Annotated in this window: 15 protein-coding genes; 4 read left to right on the forward strand and 11 right to left on the reverse strand. The window is 68.3% G+C overall.

What is annotated here, in order from left to right:
- Window positions 1–2: 2 nt before the first annotated feature.
- The 6 genes from H3309_RS06740 to H3309_RS06765 all read right to left on the reverse strand — a co-directional run bounded on the left by H3309_RS06740 (window position 3) and on the right by H3309_RS06765 (window position 5970).
- Entirely contained in the window at window positions 3–599 is a 597-nt protein-coding gene (locus tag H3309_RS06740; RefSeq protein ID WP_182297970.1) for a thioredoxin family protein, read from the reverse strand.
- A gap of 16 nt (window positions 600–615) precedes the next feature.
- Window positions 616–2661 (reverse strand): protein-disulfide reductase DsbD family protein, encoded by a 2046-nt coding sequence (locus H3309_RS06745; protein WP_182297971.1) that lies wholly within the window; start codon window positions 2659–2661, stop codon window positions 616–618.
- A 94-nt stretch (window positions 2662–2755) separates the two neighbouring features.
- Window positions 2756–3577: a PEPxxWA-CTERM sorting domain-containing protein gene (locus tag H3309_RS17225; RefSeq protein ID WP_243453871.1), complete on the reverse strand. Its 822-nt coding sequence runs from the start codon at window positions 3575–3577 to the stop codon at window positions 2756–2758.
- A gap of 213 nt (window positions 3578–3790) precedes the next feature.
- Complete coding sequence (gene rpsI, locus H3309_RS06755; protein ID WP_182297972.1) at window positions 3791–4330, reverse strand: 30S ribosomal protein S9; 540 nt, start codon at window positions 4328–4330, stop codon at window positions 3791–3793.
- 12 nt (window positions 4331–4342) lie between these two features.
- Window positions 4343–4831 carry a 50S ribosomal protein L13 gene (gene rplM / locus H3309_RS06760; protein ID WP_182297973.1) on the reverse strand — a complete coding sequence of 163 codons (489 nt, stop codon included), beginning with the start codon at window positions 4829–4831 and terminating at the stop codon, window positions 4343–4345.
- A gap of 95 nt (window positions 4832–4926) precedes the next feature.
- Window positions 4927–5970: a COX15/CtaA family protein gene (locus H3309_RS06765; protein WP_182297974.1), complete on the reverse strand. Its 1044-nt coding sequence runs from the start codon at window positions 5968–5970 to the stop codon at window positions 4927–4929.
- Window positions 5971–6065: 95 nt separating this feature from the next.
- On the opposite strand from H3309_RS06765, the gene H3309_RS06770 reads away from it, so the two are divergent.
- Together H3309_RS06770 and H3309_RS06775 are read left to right on the forward strand one after the other, a co-directional pair.
- Entirely contained in the window at window positions 6066–6797 is a 732-nt protein-coding gene (locus H3309_RS06770; protein WP_182297975.1) for a phosphatidylserine decarboxylase, read from the forward strand.
- Window positions 6797–7606, forward strand: coding sequence for a CDP-alcohol phosphatidyltransferase family protein (locus tag H3309_RS06775; RefSeq protein WP_182297976.1), 810 nt, complete (start codon window positions 6797–6799; stop codon window positions 7604–7606). The genes H3309_RS06770 and H3309_RS06775 overlap by 1 nt, the downstream gene beginning before the upstream one ends.
- On the opposite strand, the gene H3309_RS06780 is transcribed toward H3309_RS06775, so the two are convergent.
- Window positions 7572–7805 carry a hypothetical protein gene (locus H3309_RS06780; protein WP_182297977.1) on the reverse strand — a complete coding sequence of 78 codons (234 nt, stop codon included), beginning with the start codon at window positions 7803–7805 and terminating at the stop codon, window positions 7572–7574. The genes H3309_RS06775 and H3309_RS06780 overlap by 35 nt on opposite strands.
- A gap of 129 nt (window positions 7806–7934) precedes the next feature.
- Between H3309_RS06780 and H3309_RS06785 the strand changes: the two genes are divergently transcribed.
- Complete coding sequence (locus H3309_RS06785; RefSeq protein WP_182297978.1) at window positions 7935–9557, forward strand: long-chain-fatty-acid--CoA ligase; 1623 nt, start codon at window positions 7935–7937, stop codon at window positions 9555–9557.
- A gap of 5 nt (window positions 9558–9562) precedes the next feature.
- Here the strand turns inward: H3309_RS06785 and H3309_RS06790 are convergent, their stop codons facing one another.
- Both H3309_RS06790 and H3309_RS06795 read right to left on the reverse strand, forming a co-directional pair.
- Window positions 9563–10183, reverse strand: a complete 621-nt coding sequence (locus tag H3309_RS06790) for a response regulator transcription factor (RefSeq protein WP_182297979.1) — start codon at window positions 10181–10183, stop codon at window positions 9563–9565.
- 14 nt (window positions 10184–10197) lie between these two features.
- Window positions 10198–11403, reverse strand: a complete 1206-nt coding sequence (locus tag H3309_RS06795; protein WP_182297980.1) for a sensor histidine kinase — start codon at window positions 11401–11403, stop codon at window positions 10198–10200.
- A gap of 137 nt (window positions 11404–11540) precedes the next feature.
- Between H3309_RS06795 and H3309_RS17230 the strand changes: the two genes are divergently transcribed.
- A complete protein-coding gene (locus H3309_RS17230) occupies window positions 11541–12164 on the forward strand; it encodes a PEPxxWA-CTERM sorting domain-containing protein (RefSeq protein WP_243453872.1) in 624 nt (207 codons plus the stop codon).
- A 132-nt stretch (window positions 12165–12296) separates the two neighbouring features.
- Here the strand turns inward: H3309_RS17230 and H3309_RS06805 are convergent, their stop codons facing one another.
- Window positions 12297–13439 carry an acyl-CoA dehydrogenase family protein gene (locus H3309_RS06805; protein ID WP_182297981.1) on the reverse strand — a complete coding sequence of 381 codons (1143 nt, stop codon included), beginning with the start codon at window positions 13437–13439 and terminating at the stop codon, window positions 12297–12299.
- 251 nt (window positions 13440–13690) lie between these two features.
- A complete protein-coding gene (locus H3309_RS06810; RefSeq protein ID WP_182297982.1) occupies window positions 13691–17425 on the reverse strand; it encodes a TonB-dependent receptor domain-containing protein in 3735 nt (1244 codons plus the stop codon).
- Between the last annotated feature and the right edge of the window lie 9 nt (window positions 17426–17434).

A 17434-nucleotide genomic window follows, 5' to 3' on the forward strand; every position in this document is an offset into this window, starting at 1 on the left:
GATCAGTATTTGACGGAGCAGCCGTAGGGCTTGCTGCTGGCGACCTGCACCGGCTTGCCGGCCTCGAGGTCGTTGAGCGCGGCGCGGACGAAATTCTTCGCGCCCTTGATGTCGGCCGGGTCGGCGGTGGGGGTGTCGTCGATGCCGCCGGCATAGACCAGCGTGCCCTTGCCATCGATCACGAACATGTGCGGGGTGGTGCGCGCGCCATAGGCCTTGCCGATGGTGCCCGCGGGATCGAGCAGATAGGCGGTGCTGTTGAAGCCTTGCGCCTTTTTCAGCGCGTTGGCGGCGCCGCCGTCGACATGGCCCTGCTTGCCCGGCGCGCCGCTGTTGATGGTGAGCCAGACGACGCCATCCTTGCGGGCTTCGCCTTGCAGGCGCTGCATGTCGCCGCCGCTGTAATGTTTCTTGACGAAGGGGCAGTCGGCGTTGGTCCATTCAAGGACCACCGTCTTGCCGCGGAAATCGGCGAGATTGTGCGTCTTGCCGTTGCTGTCGGTGGCGGTGAAGGCCGGGGCGGGCGAGCCGACGACGGCGTTGGCAAGGGCGGGGGCGGCGATCGCGATCGCCGCGGCGGTCATCAGGGTCTTGAACATCGTGACGCTCCGTTGGTCAGGCCGAAAGGCCGGTGAGATGGTCGACGGTCAGCAATTGGGGCAGTTCCTCCACCCGGCCGTCGCTCCGGTAGAAGAGATAGAGAGGAATTCCCGCCCTGCCACGGCTTTCGAGAAATTTTGCTATTTCCGCGTCGGGCCGGGTCCAGTCGCCGACCAGCACCTTGATGCCGGCGCGGGCGAAATAGTCGGCGACGGCGGGGCGGGAGAGGGCGCCGCGCTCGTTGACCTTGCAGGTCAGGCACCAGTCCGCGGTGAAATAGACGAAGATGGGGGTTTTCGCGGCCTGAAGCTCGGCGAGTCGGGCGGCGCTGAAGGCTTCGGCTTTCAGGGTGCCGGGGCCTTCGGCGGCATTGTCGGACGCCGGCGCGGGGATGCGGGCGAGGGCGACGGGCGCGGCGACCACCGCCAGCGCGGCGAGGCCGGCGGGCAGCCAGCCGGGGCGGAAGGCGGACTGGCGCAGGCCGAGCCACCACAGGCCGAGGCCGAGCAGCAGCGCGGCGAGCAGGCCGAGCGCCAGGCCGTCGACGCCGGCCTGGCGGCCGAGCACCCAGCCGAGCGCCAGCGCGGTCAGCAGCATCGGGATGGCGAGGATGCGGCGGAAGGTGAGCATCCAGGCGCCGGGTTTGGGCAGGCGCCGGCGCAGCCAGGGAATGAAACCGATGGCGAGGAAGGGGAGGGCGAGGCCGAGGCCGAGGCCGGCGAAGACCGCGAGCCCGAGCGCGGGCGGCAGGACCAGCGCGGCGCCGAGCGCGCCGGCCATGAAGGGGCCGGTGCAGGGGGTGGCCACGAACGCCGCCAGCACCCCGGTCCAGAAGGCGCCCTGGGCGCCAGGCTTTGCCGCGAGCGACTGGCCGGCGCCCTTGCCGGCGAGGTCGATCTCGAACAGGCCGGCGAAATTGAGGCCGATGGCCAGCGTCAGCAGCATGAGCAGCAGGATGACGCGCGGGTCCTGGAGCTGCACCGCCCAGCCGGCGCCCGCGCCGGCCTGGGCGAGCGCGATGGCGACGCCGCCGAGCGCGGTGCAGATGAGGATGACGCCGGCGGTGTAGGCCAGCGCCTCCGACCGTGCGGCCGCGGGAGACGCGCCGGATTTCGCCAGGCTGAGCGCCTTCAGGCTGAGGATCGGGAAGACGCAGGGCATGACGTTGAGCAACAGCCCGCCGGCGAGCGCGAGCGCGAAGGCGAGGCCGAAACCGCTGCTGTCGGCGGCCTTTGGCGCGAGCGGCGTGGCGGCGGGGACGGTGCCGGGGGTGGCGGTGAGCGCGAGGCCGAAGACCTCCTCCCCCTGTTCGACGCGCAGGACGCCGGCGATGGCCTGGGCGGCGCCGGCGGACGGATTGGCGGCGGTTTCGATGATGAGGGCGTTGTTGGTCCGGCCAATGAGCTGCGGCGCGGCATATTGCACTTCCTCGCCCAGCGTGAAGAAGTGCGCGGCGGTGACCTTGTCCGGCGCGGCGAAGGGGATGGCGAGCCGGAGTTTGCCGTTGGCGACGGCAAAGTGGCCCGGTTCGGCCAGCGTGCGGGGAAGCGCGGCGCGGGCATCGGCGAAGGTGGCGGTGGCGGCGGGGTCGGGCGCGCCGGTGCCGGGGGTGAGCGGCAGGGAGAGGGTGGCGCTTTCGGGCACGCAGAGCGATTCGTCGCAGACCAGCCAGTCCAGCTTGACCGCGAGCGTGAAGGGGGTGGGGGCGCCTGCGGGGAGGGTGATGTCCGCCAGCAGGGCATTCTTCGTGCCATAGACATGGTTCATGATGCCGGAGACGAGATAGGTTTTCGGCACGGGGTAGCGGAAATCGCCTGCCGTGGCGCCCGCCGGCAGGGTCCATTTCGCGCGGGTTTCGATGCCGCTGTCCCCAGGGTTTTTCCAATAGGTGTGCCAGCCGGGCTGCGGCGTCATCACGACCGCGACGGTGAAGGGCTTGCCCGGCGCCGGGGTGCGGGTTTCGGCGACCAGTTCGACTTTGGTATGGGGCTGCTGCGACACCGGTTGCGCATAGGCGGGAAGCGCGAGCGCCATCAGCAGGAGAAGCAGTCCTTTAAGCATGTGCGGCACATAGGCTGCTGGTGGTGGAAGGCAAGGGACGAGAAGGGGATGTGGTGGTTGACGGCCCACGGAACGGGCGTGCCGCGATGCCCGGTCAGGCTGCCATCGTGCGGCGACGGCGGACGGCGGACCCGACGAGGCCGAAGCCGACAATCAGCATGGCCCAGGTGGCAGGCTCCGGCACCGGGGTGCCGATGTCGTCGCAAATGCCATTGTCGCTGCCGTTGGCCTTGCACAACAGATTGACCCGGAGCCCGACGCCGCCATTCGAATGAAAGGCGGGCGCGGTCTGCGCGCCGAGAAAAAGGTAGCCGCCGCCTCCCTCGTAGGTCCAGAGCCAGTTCGGGCCCGCGCTTCCCTCGATTTCTTCGAACGTGCCGAGCGGCGCGGTGCCGGAAACGACATGGGTGGAAAAGGGCTGCCCGGCCAATCCGCTCCAGCTGGTTCCGGCGCCGTTGATCGCCAGCTGATCCATTGCGCCCCGGGGATTTGTGCCGGTGTTCGACGCGCCGGGCGAAAGCGACAGCCCGAGGGCAACGAAGACCGTGGCCGCCGGCTGTTGCGTGAGCGCGGCATTGAGATAGAGGCGACCGCCGGCGATGAGATAGCTGTCCAGCAGGCCGGGATTGGCGTTGAGGAAAGAGATCATTTCCGCGCCGGCGCGTTCGCTGCCTTCCATGTAGATGAAGCTGCTGGTGGACGCGTTGAACGCGGTCGCGTCGAAACCCTGATAGCGGGTGTAATTACCGGCGCCGTAGAGGGTGACCATCGCCGCTTCGGGAGAACCGGCGTCGGCAGCGGTCAGGCCCCAGGGGTTTTCGCTGCCCGTCATGTAAACAAAGCTGGGATTTGCCGTTGCCGCCGGCGCGATCACCACGGCGGCCATGCCAATCAGGATTGCGGAAATGTGACGCATGAACTGTCCCCCCTGCATGACTGTGGGAACAGTAGCATGGATGGATCGATTTTAACAGGGTGCGAGCAGAAATCCCCCATGATCTGCCGACCATGGGGTCGGGTTGCTTGGCGTGCCGGTGGCGGCGGACGTAAAAAGGGGGCGGCCAGGCCACCCCCTTTCGTCGATCGCCACGGATGGGGGGCCGCCCCATCCGTTTTTGGTGCGTTGAGGTCAGCGCTTGCTGAACTGGAAGCTGCGGCGCGCCTTGGCCTTGCCGTATTTCTTCCGCTCGACGACGCGGCTGTCCCGGGTGAGGAAGCCGGCGGCCTTGACGGCACCGCGCAGCGCGGGTTCGTAGCGGCTGAGCGCCTGGGCGATGCCGTGCTTGACCGCGCCGGCCTGGCCGGAGAGGCCGCCGCCGGTGACGGTGGCGACGACATCATATTGCTCGCGCCGGCCGGCGACGTCGAACGGCTGGTTGATGACCAGGCGCAGCGTCGGGCGGGCGAAATAGACGGTCTGGTCGCGGCCGTTGACCTCGATCTTGCCGCTGCCGGGCTTCAGCCAGACGCGGGCGACGGCATCCTTGCGGCGGCCGGTGGCATAGGCGCGGCCCTGCTTGTCGATTTCCTGGGCGCGGAGCGCGACCGGGGCGGCGACGGGGGCGGGGGTGCCGGCCTCGGCGGCAGCGGCGGCGGCGACGGTGGCGTCAGCCTTCAGCTGGGCCAGGTCGGCCAGCGATTGGCGGGTATCGGCTTGTTGTTCGCTCATGGTTGGCGACCCTTACTTCGTTTGCGCGGCAGCGACGGCCACATTCTTGCGGTTCATGGCGGCGACATCGAGCAGCTCGGGCGCCTGCGCGGCATGGTCATGCTCGGCGCCCTTGAAGATGCGCAGGCGGCGCATCTGGGCGCGGCCGAGCGGACCGCGCGGGATCATCCGCTCCACGGCCTTTTCCAGAACGCGTTCGGGAAAGCGGCCTTCGAGCACCTTGTCGGCACGGACTTCCTTGATGCCGCCGATGTAGCCGGTGTGGCGATAATACATCTTCTGCGTCGCCTTGTTGCCGGTGAAGCGGACCTTCTCGGCATTGATGACGATGACATTGTCGCCGCAATCGACGTGCGGGGTGAAGATCGTCTTGTGCTTGCCGCGCAGGCGGTTGGCGATGATGGTGGCGAGCCGACCGACGACGAGACCTTCGGCGTCGATCAGGATCCATTTATTCTCGACCTCGGCGGGTTTCGCCGAAGCGGTGGAACGGGTGAGCATGGGGTTCGTCCTGATGTTTGATCTGCGACGCGCGCTATGATGGGTGGCTGCGAAAAAGGCAAGGAAAAGCGGTACTTTTGTGGTGGGGTAAAATGTTACCCCAACGAGCGGCGAGAGCCGACGGCGTGCGCGGCCCAGGCGGTGCTGGCGACAAGGAGGGCGCCGACCGCCTGGTGCAGCACGGCGAGCGTGATGTCCACGCCGGTCATGACGGTGGCGATACCGAGCAGGATCTGGACGCCGAAGGCGCTGTGGAGGGCGATGGAGGCGGGGCGATCGCCGGCGCGGCGGGCGGCGCGGGCGAGCAGGACGAGGGCGACAACGGCGACGAAGGCCCACCATCGGTGGATGAAATGGATGAGGAAGGGGTCGCTGCTGAGCGTGGCCCAGAGGCTGCCCTGATCCTGGACGCCGGCGGGGAAGAAGCGTTCGTTCATCAGGGGCCATGTGTTGGCGACCTGGCCGGCGTTGAGACCGGCGACGAAGGCGCCGAACAGCAGCTGGACGAAGAGGATGAGGCCGACGGCGAGGGTGAGGGGCGTGAGGCGGGCGGGGCGGCTGCCGGGCACCGCGGCGAGACGGCGCAGGTCGAGCGCGGTCCAGACCAGACCGGCGAGGATGAAGAGCGCGGTCAGCAGGTGGACGGCGAGACGGTAGTGGCTGACGTCGGTGCGCTGGGTGAGGCCGCTGGACACCATCCACCAGCCGATGGTACCCTGCAGGCCGCCGAGCGCAAGGAGCGCGAGCAGGCGACGGCCGTAGCCGGGCGGAATCGCACGTTTCCAGGCAAACCAGGCCAGCGGCAGGGCGAAGGCGAGGCCGATGACGCGGCCGAGCAGGCGGTGGATATATTCCCAGAAGTAGATGAATTTGAAATCGGCGAGGCTCATGCCCTTGTTGATGAGCTGATATTCCGGGATCTGGCGGTATTTCTCGAACTCAGCGAGCCATTGTGCGTCGGTCAGCGGGGGGAGTGCGCCGCTGATGGGTTTCCATTCAGTGATGGAGAGGCCGGATTCGGTGAGGCGGGTGATGCCGCCGACGACGACCATGGCGAAGACGAGGCCGGCGACCGCCAGCAGCCAGTTGGCGATGGCGATGGGTCGGGTGCGCGGCAGGGCGTGGGCGAGACTGGCCATGGCGGCGCTGTAGGGGCTGGGCGGCGGGTGGGAAAGCGCGCATGCGGTCGCAGCGCCCTTTGCGCCAGCGTGGAAAAGCGCCTATTGACGCGGGCATGGCTTCCAATCCTCACGCTGCCGGGCCGGCGCCCGTGCCCTATAAAATCCCGTCGGTGCATCCCGAGGGGCTGAAATTCACCGGCATTGCCGCGGCGATCACGCTGGTGGCATTCTTGGCCGGCTGGAGCGTGGTGGGCTGGCTGCTGGTGGGGTTGACGATCTGGGTTGCGGCGTTCTTTCGCGATCCGGTGCGGGTGACGCCGGCAGGCGAGGGGTTGATCGTGTCGCCGGCGGACGGGCTGGTGTGCCAGATCATGCGCGTGGAGGCGCCGCGGCAGTTGCTGGGCGAGGGCGGGCTGGAGCCGCAGGGGCTGACGCGGGTGTCGGTGTTCATGTCGGTGTTCGACGTGCACATCAACCGCGCGGCGATCGGCGGCACGGTGCGCCGCGTCGCTTATGTGCCCGGCGCCTTCGTGAATGCCGACCTGGACAAGGCGAGCGAGGAGAATGAGCGCAACTATATCCTGATCGAGGGGATGGACGGGGTGAAGGTGGGGTTCACGCAGATCGCCGGGCTGGTGGCGCGGCGCATCCTGTGTTTCGTGAAGGAAGGCGACCTGGTGGCAGCGGGGCAGCGGATCGGGTTGATCCGCTTCGGCAGCCGCGTGGACATCTTCGTGCCGGACGGGTTCAACGTGCAGGTGGTGAAGGGGCAGCGCGCGGTGGCGGGCGAAACCATCGTGGCGCGGCGGGATGTGGTGGCGGCCGAGCCGGGGCCGGCGCAGTAATGGAGCGTGACCCGCGGGCGCGGCTGCGCTTGCTGCCCTATATCCCGATGCGGGCGTTGGTGCCCAACGCGATCACCATGCTGGCGCTGTGCGCCGGGGCGACGGGGGTGCGTTTTGCCATTGCCGGGCAGTTCGACAAGGCGGTGGCGGCGGTGGTGATCGCCGGCGTGCTGGACGGGCTGGACGGGCGGGTGGCGCGGGCGCTGAAGGGCACGAGCCGGTTCGGGGCGGAGCTGGATTCGCTGTCCGACGTGACGGCGTTCGGGATCGCGCCGGCGCTGATCCTTTATCTGTGGGCCCTGCAGCATCTGGGGGGGCTGGGGTGGGTGATCGCGCTGGCGCATGCGGTGTGCGCGGCCCTGCGGCTGGCGCGGTTCAACGCGGCGCTGGATGTGGAGGACCTGCCGCACAAGAGGCTGGGGTTCCTGACCGGGATTCCGGCGCCGGCGGCGGCGGGGCTGGCGCTGAGCCCGATCTGCCTTTCGCTGGGAACCGGCCTGCTGGGGGATGAGGAACCCATGCTGCGGGCGGTGGTGGTAGGCCTGATGTGCGGCTTTACCGCCATCGGCATGGTCTCCACCCTGCCGACCTGGGGGTTCAAGGCGATCCGGCTGCCGCGGGAGGCGCGGTTGCCGCTGCTGGCGGGGGTGGGCCTGTTCGCGGCGGCGCTGGCGCAGGAGCCCTGGCTGGCGCTGACGGCGATTTCCGTCGTCTATCTGCTGGCGATGCCCTTTGCCTGGATGCGCTTCCGGCGGCTGCGCGCGGCGGAGGTGGTTACGCCGCCTGACGCCAGCCCACCGCCGGCATGAGGGCGCGGGGCGCGGGGCGGCGCAGCGCGATGACATTGGTTTCGGCGGGCGGGGTGGACGGCGCCGCCTGAAGAGGCACGGGACCGGCGAGGATGGTGCGCAGTTGCGGCAGCGCCGACTGGAGCATGGCGGTGAGCAGCAGGCCCAGCGCCAGGATCAGGGCGATGCTGAAAAGGGCGCTGATCGTTACCGCTACCATCGTCTGTCTCCTCGACTCGGATCGCCATGTTCCATTTTTGTTCCATTGCCGTCAAGCGCAAAATCGAGGGGCCGGCAAGTGGTTGCATCGGCGCGAAAAATCTCTATCGGCGCCTGTCGGGAGGACAGCATGACGGGAATGATGCAGGATTGGCCGCTGAGCGTGGCGCGGATCATCGACCATGCGGCGACCTATCATCCGCGGCGGGAGGTGGTATCCCTGCAATGCGAGGGCGGGGTGATGCGCAGCGACTGGGGGACGGTGGCGACACGGTCCCGCCAGCTGGCGGCCGCCCTGGTGGGGCTGGGCATGAACGCCGGCGACCGGGTGGCGACGCTGGCGTGGAACACGGTGCGGCATGTCGAATGCCTTTATGGCATCGGCGGCATGGGCGGTGTGGCGCATACCATCAACCCGCGGCTGTTCGAGGAGCAGATCACCTACATCGCCAACCATGCCGAAGACCGCGTGCTGCTGTTCGACCTGACCTTCGTGAAGCTGGTGGAGAGGCTGGCGCCGGGCCTGAAGACGATCGAGCATTTCGTGCTGCTGACTGACAGGGCGCACATGCCGGAGAGCAGCCTGAACCTGCTGTGTTACGAGGAATTGCTGTCGGCGGAGGATGGGACGTTCGCCTGGGTGGAGATGCCGGAAACGGCGCCGGTGGGGCTGTGTTACACCAGTGGCACGACCGGCAATCCGAAGGGGGTGCAGTACAGCCACCGTTCGACGGTGCTGCATGCGATGGCGGCGTGCGCGACCGACACGTTCGGCATCGGGGCGATGACGGTGGTGCTGCCGGTGGCGCCGATGTATCATGTGAATGCGTGGTCGATGCCCTATACCGCGGCGATGGCGGGGGCGAAGCTGGTGCTGGGCGGGCCGAATTTCGATGCCCCGACGCTGCAGAAGCTGATCATCGACGAGGGCGTGGACCTGGCGCTGGCGGTGCCGACGATCTGGCTGGGGATGTTGCAGCATCTGGAGAGGCATGGTGGCGGGCTGGGGCGGCTGAACCGCACGGCCATCGGGGGCTCGGCCGTGCCGCGCAGCATGATCGAGGCGTTCGACCGGCTGCACGGCGTGCGGGTGATGCAGCTGTGGGGCATGACCGAGATGTCGCCGCTGGGGACGGTGGGGGCGATGACCCCGGAGGTGGCGGCGCTGCCCTATGACGAGGCGCTGAGCGTGCGGGTGAAACAGGGCCGCGGCGTGTTCGGCGTGGAGATGAAAATCGTGGACGATGAGGGGCAAGAGCTGCCGCGCGACGGGGTGACGTTCGGGCGGCTGCTGGTGCGCGGGCCGTGGATCGTGGGCCGTTATTTCAAGGGCGATGGCGGCGATGTGCTGGACGCCGAGGGCTGGTTCGATACCGGGGATGTGGCGACGCTGGACGAGCAGGGTTACATGCAGATCACGGACCGGTCGAAGGATGTGATCAAGTCGGGCGGGGAGTGGATTTCCTCCATCGAACTGGAAAATGAGGCGGTGGGCTGCCCCGGCGTGGCGGAAGCGGCGGTGATCGGCGTGGCGCACCCGAAATGGGACGAGCGGCCGCTGCTGATCATCGTGCGCAAGCCGGGGGCAGCGGTGAGCGCGGCGGATGTGCTGAAGCATCTGGAGGGGCGGATCGCCAAATGGTGGACGCCGGATGCGGTGGAGTTTGTGGATGCGATCCCGCACACGGCGACGGGGAAGATTTTGAAGACGGCGCTGCGGGAGCAATTCCGGGATTATCGGTTGGCGGGTTAAGTGGATCAAATAAGGCCGGCGTCGCGGGCGAGGGCGACGGCTTGGGCGCGGTTGCTGGCGCCGATTTCGGCGAGCAGGGCCGCCGTGTGGGCCTTTACCGTGGCGGGCGCGATGGCGAGGGCGGCGGCGATCTGCTTGGTGGAGTGGCCACGTGCGATGCCGGCCAGCACCTCCCGCTGTCGCGCGCTGAGATGGAAGCGGGGCGGCGGGCGCGTCGGAGGGTCGGTGCGGCTGGCGGCGAGGATGGCGAGACGCGGGGGGAGGTAGGTGCCGCCGGCGAGAACCAGGCGGATCGCCGCCTCCATCACCTGACCGCTGACGGATTTGGGCACGAAACCGGCGATGCCGAGGGCGAGGAGGCTGAGCAGTGTCGCGTCATCCTCGTGCCCGGTGATGACAAGGATGGGCGTGTCGGCGGCGGCGGCGCGCAGCGCGGCGATGCCACCGAGGGGATCGGCGCCGGGCATGATGAGATCGCAGAGGATGAGGGCGTGGCCAGGGGCCGCGCGGCACGCCTCGGGAAAGCTGCCGACGGTGGTGATGTCCGCGTCGGGATCGACCATGCGGACCGCGCCGGCGAGCGCGCTTCGCATCAAGGCATGATCGTCTGCGATCAATATGCGCATGGGTGCAGGCTACGTCAGGCCATGGGAAGTTCAAGCCGGAAGGCGGCGCCGTTGCACCAGCGCGGATCGCGACGCAGGGTGCCGCCCAGCAAGGCGGCGATCCGGTGAGAGGACGGCAGGCCCAGGCCGAAGCCGGCGGTGGCCTGGCCGGTGGCGCGGCCGTCGTCGATCACCCAGAATTGCAGGCAGGCGCCGTGGCGGCGCGCGCCGATCAGGATGCGACGCGCCCGGGCATGGCGGATGGCGTTGTCGACCAGGTTGGAGAGGGCGCGCTGGGCGAGGTCCGGATCGGCGCGGACGGCCGCGCGGCTGGGGAGGACGATGAGGCGGATGCCGGCATGGGCGGCAGCGGCGGCGTGGAGGCGGGCGACCCCATCGATCAGCCGGCCGGCGGGGAGGGTGACGAGGGCAGGGCGGGTCCTGCTGCCTTCCAGTTGCAGATGGTCGAGCATCGAGCGCAGCTGTCGTTCGACGGATTCGAAGGCGATGGCGGCATCGGCGGCGGCTTTTGCCCGGTGCGCGGGATCGCTGCCGCGGGCGGCCTGATCGCTGAACAGCCGGGCGGCCTGAATGGGCTGGCCGAGATCGTGCCAGGCAGCGGCGATGAAGCGGGTGCGGGCGTCGCGTTCGGCCTCGACCTCGGCGCGGGCGGCTTCGGCCGCGAGCACGGCGGTATGGGCGCGGTTGACCTGTGCCTGCACGGTACCGCGCAGCAGCAGCAGGATCGCGGTCATCGTGGCGGTAAGGATGATGGTGGCGATCGCCACCGGGCCGGCATGGAACAGGTACCAGCCGATCAGGCCAGCGGGGATGACGAGCGGCATCGGCGAGGGCCGGCTGGTGACGGGGGGACGATCGACCGTGGCCAGCGCCTGGATGGCGACGGTGCCGATGGAAAAGGCGCTGATGGTCAGTTGAACCTCTGTGGTGAGCCAGGGGAAAAGGATGATGAACTGGATGACGAGGCCGAGGCTGCCGACCCAGAGGACGCGGCGGATGATGCGGTCCGTTGCGTGCAGGTCGCCGGCGGCGAGGAACCGCATGAGCCGCGGCGTGAGCGCCAGCCAGAACAGCAGCAAGCCGGCGACGACGGCCCAGGAGGCGGCGCGGGTGAGCGGTGGGGTGGGGTCCGCAAGTTGTGCGTGCGCGAACAGCTGGGCCGCCAGCACGATGATCATGCCGAGCAGCTGGATGATCAGGATGGGGTGCGGTCGGCGCATCGCGACAGGATGCGGCAGCACCGGCGGGGCCGCAACCGGCCATCGGGATTAGTCCTTCTGGCCGATGCGCGGCGGGACGTTTCGGGGAAAGCTGCCGGGCGGGGCCAGTGGACAGGCCCCGGCAACAGGAGCGGGATATGCGGAAAATGGTTCTGGGGGCGGCGTTGCTGGCGATGGCGGGCGCCGGGCAGGCAACGGTGATCGTGGCCGGCGTGACGGCGCAGGGGGCGAAGACGCTGCAGGTGTCGAGCGCGGTGCCGACCTGGCTGGAGGTGGCCGAGGTGGAAGCCTTCACCTTCGCCGATCTGAACGTGGCACTGGCGGCGAATGGCGGCACGGCCAGCGCGACCAGCCAATATGATCTGGGAACACCGGCGGGCAAGGCGATCGATGGCGTTCGCCCGGCCACCTATCCGAACGAGTGGCACAGCGGCGGATCTGACGCGGGGCAGCGCCTGACAATAAGCCTGTCGGCGGCGAGCGACCTGAAACTGGTGTCGATCTGGGGCGGCAACCGCCTGGGCGGCTTCCCCTGGCGCGATGTCTATCGGCTGAGCGTTCTGGATGGCAGCGGTGCGTCGCTGTGGCAGGGTGTCCTCGATGCCAGCCAGCTCAACGGCCAGCCGGTGAGCGTCCAGTTTCTTGCCCCCAATCCCGGTGGCGTGGTGCCGGAGCCGGCGAGCTGGGCGATGATGATCGCGGGGTTCGGGTTGGTGGGGGGTCTGATGCGACGGCGGCGGACGGTGGCCGTCGCGGTTTGAAGGGGAGTCGCAAGCGCGGTACAGTTGATTGCACCCACCCCTGCCGCGCTTTCGCGCGAGTCGCCGCTGACGCTTTGCGTCGTCTTCGACTCCCCGCTCTCGGCTGCGCCGGGCAGGAGGGGTGTTTGGTGGTCAGAGGCTGCGGCCGATGAGTTCTTTCATGATTTCGCTGGTGCCGCCGTAGATGCGCTGGACGCGGGCGTCGCGCCAGAGGCGGGCGATGGGGTATTCGTTCATGTAGCCGGCGCCGCCATGAAGCTGGAGGGCGGCGTCGCAGATTTCCCATTGCAGCTCGGTGTGCCAGAGCTTGGCGGCGGCGCCTTCATAGGCGTCGAGCTCGCCCTTCATGTGCTTGGTGAGGCAGACATCGAGGTGAGCCCAGCCGACCTGGAGCTTGGCCTTGAGGTCGGCAAGCAGGAAGCGGGTGTTCTGGAAATCGAAGACGGTCTTGCCGAACGCCTTGCGGTCCTTCACGAAATTGACCGCTTCGTCGAAGGCGCGCTGGGCGCCGCCCATGGCGGAAACGGCAATGCCCAGACGCTCTTGCGGCAGCTGGCTCATCAGGTAGATGAAGCCCTTATTCTCCTCGCCGAGGCAGTTGGTGATGGGGACGCGGACATCCTCGAAGAAGAGTTCGCTGGTGTCGGCGCTGTTCTGGCCGATCTTGTCGAGGTTGCGGCCCTTGGCGAAGCCGGGGGTGCCGGCCTCGACGAGGATCAGGCTGGTGCCCTTGGCGCCCTTGTCGGGGTCGGTCTTTGCAACGACGATGACGAGGTCGGCATTCTGGCCGTTGGTGATGTACGTCTTGGAGCCGTTCAGGACATAATGGTTGCCGTCGCGCTTTGCCGTCGTGCGGATGCCCTGGAGGTCGGAGCCGGCGCCGGGTTCGGTCATGGCGATGGCGGTGATGCATTCGCCGCTGATCATCCGGGGCAGATATTTCGCCTTCTGCTCGTCCGAGCCATAGGCCTCGATATAGGGGGCGACGATGTCCGATTGCAGCGTGATGCCGGCGCTGCTGCCGGCGTAGGCCAGCTCCTCGTCGATGACGGCGTTGTAGCCGAAATCGAGGCCGAGGCCGCCATGGTCGGGCGAGACGTTGGGGCAGAGCAGGCCGGCCTCGCCACAGGCGCGCCAGAAGTTGCGGTCGACGACGCCTTCCTCCTCCCAGCGGTCGAGGTGGGGGGTGAGTTCCTTTGCGAAGAATTTGCGGACGCTGTCGCGGAAGGCCTCGTGGTCGGCGTTGAAGGCGGTGCGGCGGCTGGTGTCGATCATGCGTTGCTCCTGTCGCGGGCCTCTTTGGCGCGTTGGCGGGCGGGCGCCACCTGTAAAAGCAAAGGGGGCGCCGCGATGCCGCAGCGTGATCCGAAGCGCGTCGGACGGGTTCATCGGCTGGCCGCCGCCGGGTCGGCAAAGCCGCCCGGTCGGCGGCCAGCCGATGCCCCGCCGTCCGGGCCTGCGGCGTGTCTGTAAACCTTCGGAGGAACGCATGCGCGTTCCTCCTCCAGGTCACAGCCGCCTTCGGCCTAGAACTTGATGCGGGCGGTCAGGCGGTAGCGGCGGCCGAAATAGTCGATTTCGCCCTGGTTGCCGACGGCCTGCGAACCGTTGGCGAGGCCGTTCAGGCCGGCATATTCGTTGGAGAAGATGTTGAAGGCGTTGAATTGCAGTTCGAAATTGTCGTTGATGCGATAGCCGATGCTGGCGTCGTGCCGGCCGACGGCGGGCAGGTCGATGACATCCTGCTGTTCGGGCGTGTTGAAGGCGCCGGTGTTGAAGTTGAAGATCCTGGTCTTGTTCTGCCAGTTCCAGGTCCACTGGAAGAAGAAGCCGTCCTTTTCATAGCGGCCCGTCAGCTGGGTTTCCCATTTCGGGCGGAAGAAGCTGCCGGCGCTTTCCTGGCTGTCGGCGAAGGTGCCGGCGGCCGAGCTGATGTAGCTGATCAGGTGATAGACATTGGCGCGGATGCGGAGGTTGCCCTTGTCCTCGCCGCCGAACAGGTCGGCGAGGTCGAAGCGGTATTCGGCGCTGCCGTTCACCGACTTCACGCGCAGGGCACCGAGGTTGATGAAGCCCGAGGCGAAGCCGTTGCGGATGTTGAACTGCGGCGTGCCGCCGGCAGCCGAGGGTTCGCGGTCGAAGAAAGAGCAGGTGTTGACGCCGAGCGTGCCCGAGGTGTCGTTGTAGGTCGGGCTGTCGTAGCAGAATTGCGCCGCGTTCGAGAGCGTCGTGGGGATGATCTGGTTGCGGACGGTGACGTTGATATAGTCCGCCGAGATCACCAGGCCGGGCGCGAATTTCGGCGAGAGCACGCCGCCGACGGTCCAGCTGCTGCCTTCCTCCGGCTTCAATGCCGGGGAGCCGGAGAAGCCGCCCTGCAGGTTCTGGCCTGCGGGCACGAAGCTGTTGAGGAAGTTGGCGGCTGACGCGCGATCCGGCGCGATGCCGAGGCGGACGACCTCCTGCTCGCAATTGGCGCGCCGGGTCGCGGGGACATTGCCACCGCTGATCTGGGCGTTGCCGCACGGGTCGGTGGGCGTGTTGAAGGCGGGCTGGTTGCCCAGGAACAGCTCGACCACGGAGGGCTGGCGCAGCGAGCGGGTGTAGTTGCCGCGCACCAGCACGCCTTCGACCGGGCGCCAGGCACCGCCCAGCGTGTAGAGGGTGTTCCATTTGCCCTTGGCCTCGTTGGTTTCGAGGTTGCCGTTCAATCGCAGCACGTCCGGCGCGTTGCCGTTCTGCTTGACGAAGCGGACGCCGGGGGTGAATTCCAGGTTGCGGAACATCGGCAGGGTGAATTCCTCGCCGAAGATCGGGATGCGCAGTTCGGCGGACGCCTCCATCGAGGTGACCTCCCCGCGCGTGGCGGCAAGGGCGGCGGTGCGGCTGACGCCGAGGCGCTGTTCCTCGCTGGGGCGATAATCGAGCGTGTCGCGGCGCCATTCGGCGTTGAGGGCGAAGCCGATGCCCCCGCCGGGCAGGTCGAACAGGGCGGCTGATGCGATGCTGCCGTTGATATAATATTGTTCGGACTGGTTGCGGGCGACGCCGGTGAAGGTCGTGTAGTCCTTTGACGCCTGGCTCATCTGATTGAAGCCGAAGGGATTGAGCGGGGCGCAGCCGGAGATCTGCGAGGCGGTGACGGCGCGCGGGACCAGGCGTTCGACGAGGACGCCGTCGGACCGCGCCTCTCGCACGAGCACGGTGTTGGTGATGCCGAGCGGCAGCGCGGTGGAGGCGCCGGGGGTCTGGATGCGGCAGACGATGCGCGACGGGTTGGCGGGATCGACCACGGCATCGAGCGCGAGGGCATATTCCACGTCACGGATGTTGGTGGTGGTGATTGTCGCCTTCGACTTGCCATAGGCGCCGGCGACATCCCAAGTGAAGCGACGGGTGCCGACCTCGAAGTCTCCCTTCAGGCCCAGCACGGAACGGTAGGTTTCGGAGGCGGCGAAGGCGGGTGTGTCGCCGGTGACATCCTGGTTGGTGCGGGACAGGGCGAAGACGCCGGTGGCGGGATCGATGCCGGCCGCGACCAGCGTGTTGCGGGCCGCGGTGCTGAGATAGGGGTTGGTGATGCTGGCGACGATGACGGCGTTTTCGGTGCCGCCCAATGCCAGGCTGTTGCTGCTGCCGATATTGCGCGGGGCCGCGCTGTCGACCTTGGCGAACAGGTTTTCGGTGTAGAGGCGGATGTTCGGCGTGAGGTCGAAATGCGCGATCAGGTTGCCGATATAGCGGTCCTGCTGGGCGCGGAGCGTGGTGAAACGCGACTGATCGAGGAAGTCGCCGCCGGGCATGCCGCCGAGCGTGGCGGGGGTGGAGGCGTTGAAGACGCCGGGGGTGAAGGGCACGAGCGCGCCGCTGCCGTCGAAACGAAGCGGCACCGCGGTGCGCGGCAGCGCCTGGGCGCTGGCGGCGTCGGGGTTGGGAATGTCGAGGAAGGCGGGGACCAGCGTGCCGAGGAAGGCGTTGATCGGCGTGTTGGGATTCTGTGCGAGAAACTCGCGCGGGGTGGGGCGGTTGGCTTGCAGCAGGTTGATGGCAAGCGTGTTACGTTGCAGATCGCTGAGGGCAGCGGCGTTGAAGCCGGGCGCGAGCGCGGTGATGACCTGGGCGGCCGTAACGCCGGAAGGGAGCGCATTGGGCGCAAAGCGGGTGAATTGCCCGGGCGGCAGCGTTGCCGGGTTGCCGACGGCCTGGGCGGCGCCGAGGGGGCCACCGGGCACGGCCTGCGTGGCGCCGGCGACGGACACGGCGGCGCCTGCCTGCCGCCCGGCGACGACCGCGCTGAAGGCGGTGGGGAAGCCCGCCTGCGTGCCGGTGTATTGGAAGACGTTGCCGCCATCCGACAGCAGGATCGAGCCGCCGCTGACGAGCGGCAGGAAGCGGTTGCCGGGCTGGCCATCGTCTGTCGCACGCAGGAAGGCACCGTTGTTGCTGTTGGTGACGTCGATCACCCCGGGGGCGAAGGCCGGGTTGCGGCGGTTGCCGTTGCCGAAGAAGGTGGGGGCGATATAGGTATTGGCGAAGGCGGGGCGGGCATCGCCGTAGAGGCCGTCGTCGCGGTTGTACTGGAAGCTGATGGCGACGTTGCCGCGGCCGTCAGCGAAATTGCTGCCCCAGATGGCGCTGGCCTGTCCGTTGAAGGTGTCGCCGCGGCTGGTGATGCCGGCGCGCACATTGGCCTGCAGGCCTTCGAAATTATCCTTGAGGATGATGTTGACGACGCCGGCGATCGCGTCCGAGCCGTAGGCGACAGCGCCGCCGACGGTGAGCACGTCGGTGCGTTCCACCAGTTCGGTGGGAATGACGTTGAGATCGACCTGGCCGCCGGTGGTGTTGCCCTGCACGAACAGCGTGCCGGCGTTGCCCGACACGAAGCGGCGGCCGTTGACCAGGGAGAGCGTGCGGTTGGTGCCGAGGTCGAGCAGGTCGACGAAGGAGGCGCCGAGCGAGGCGGGCTGGCCGCCGGCGTTGCCGTTCGGGCTGGCGCCGGGGCCGACGAGGGGGAGATCGTTCAGTGCCTCGAGCACGCTGGAGAAGCCGCGCGCCTGAAACTCCTGCGCCGTCAGCTGCACGCCGGGGATGGTGCCCTCGAACTGCGGGCGGGGAATGCGGGACCCGGTGACGACGATGGTGGTGGCTTCGTCTTCCGCGGCCGCCGCGGGCGTTGCCGAGGCGGGTGGTGTCTGCGCGGCGAGCGGCGCGGCGACGAGGGCAAGGCTGGAGACGGAGAGCAGGCAGAGCGTTTTCATGGCAAATCC

This window comes from Sandaracinobacteroides saxicola (assembly GCF_014117445.1).
Classification (GTDB): domain Bacteria; phylum Pseudomonadota; class Alphaproteobacteria; order Sphingomonadales; family Sphingomonadaceae; genus Sandaracinobacteroides_A; species Sandaracinobacteroides_A saxicola.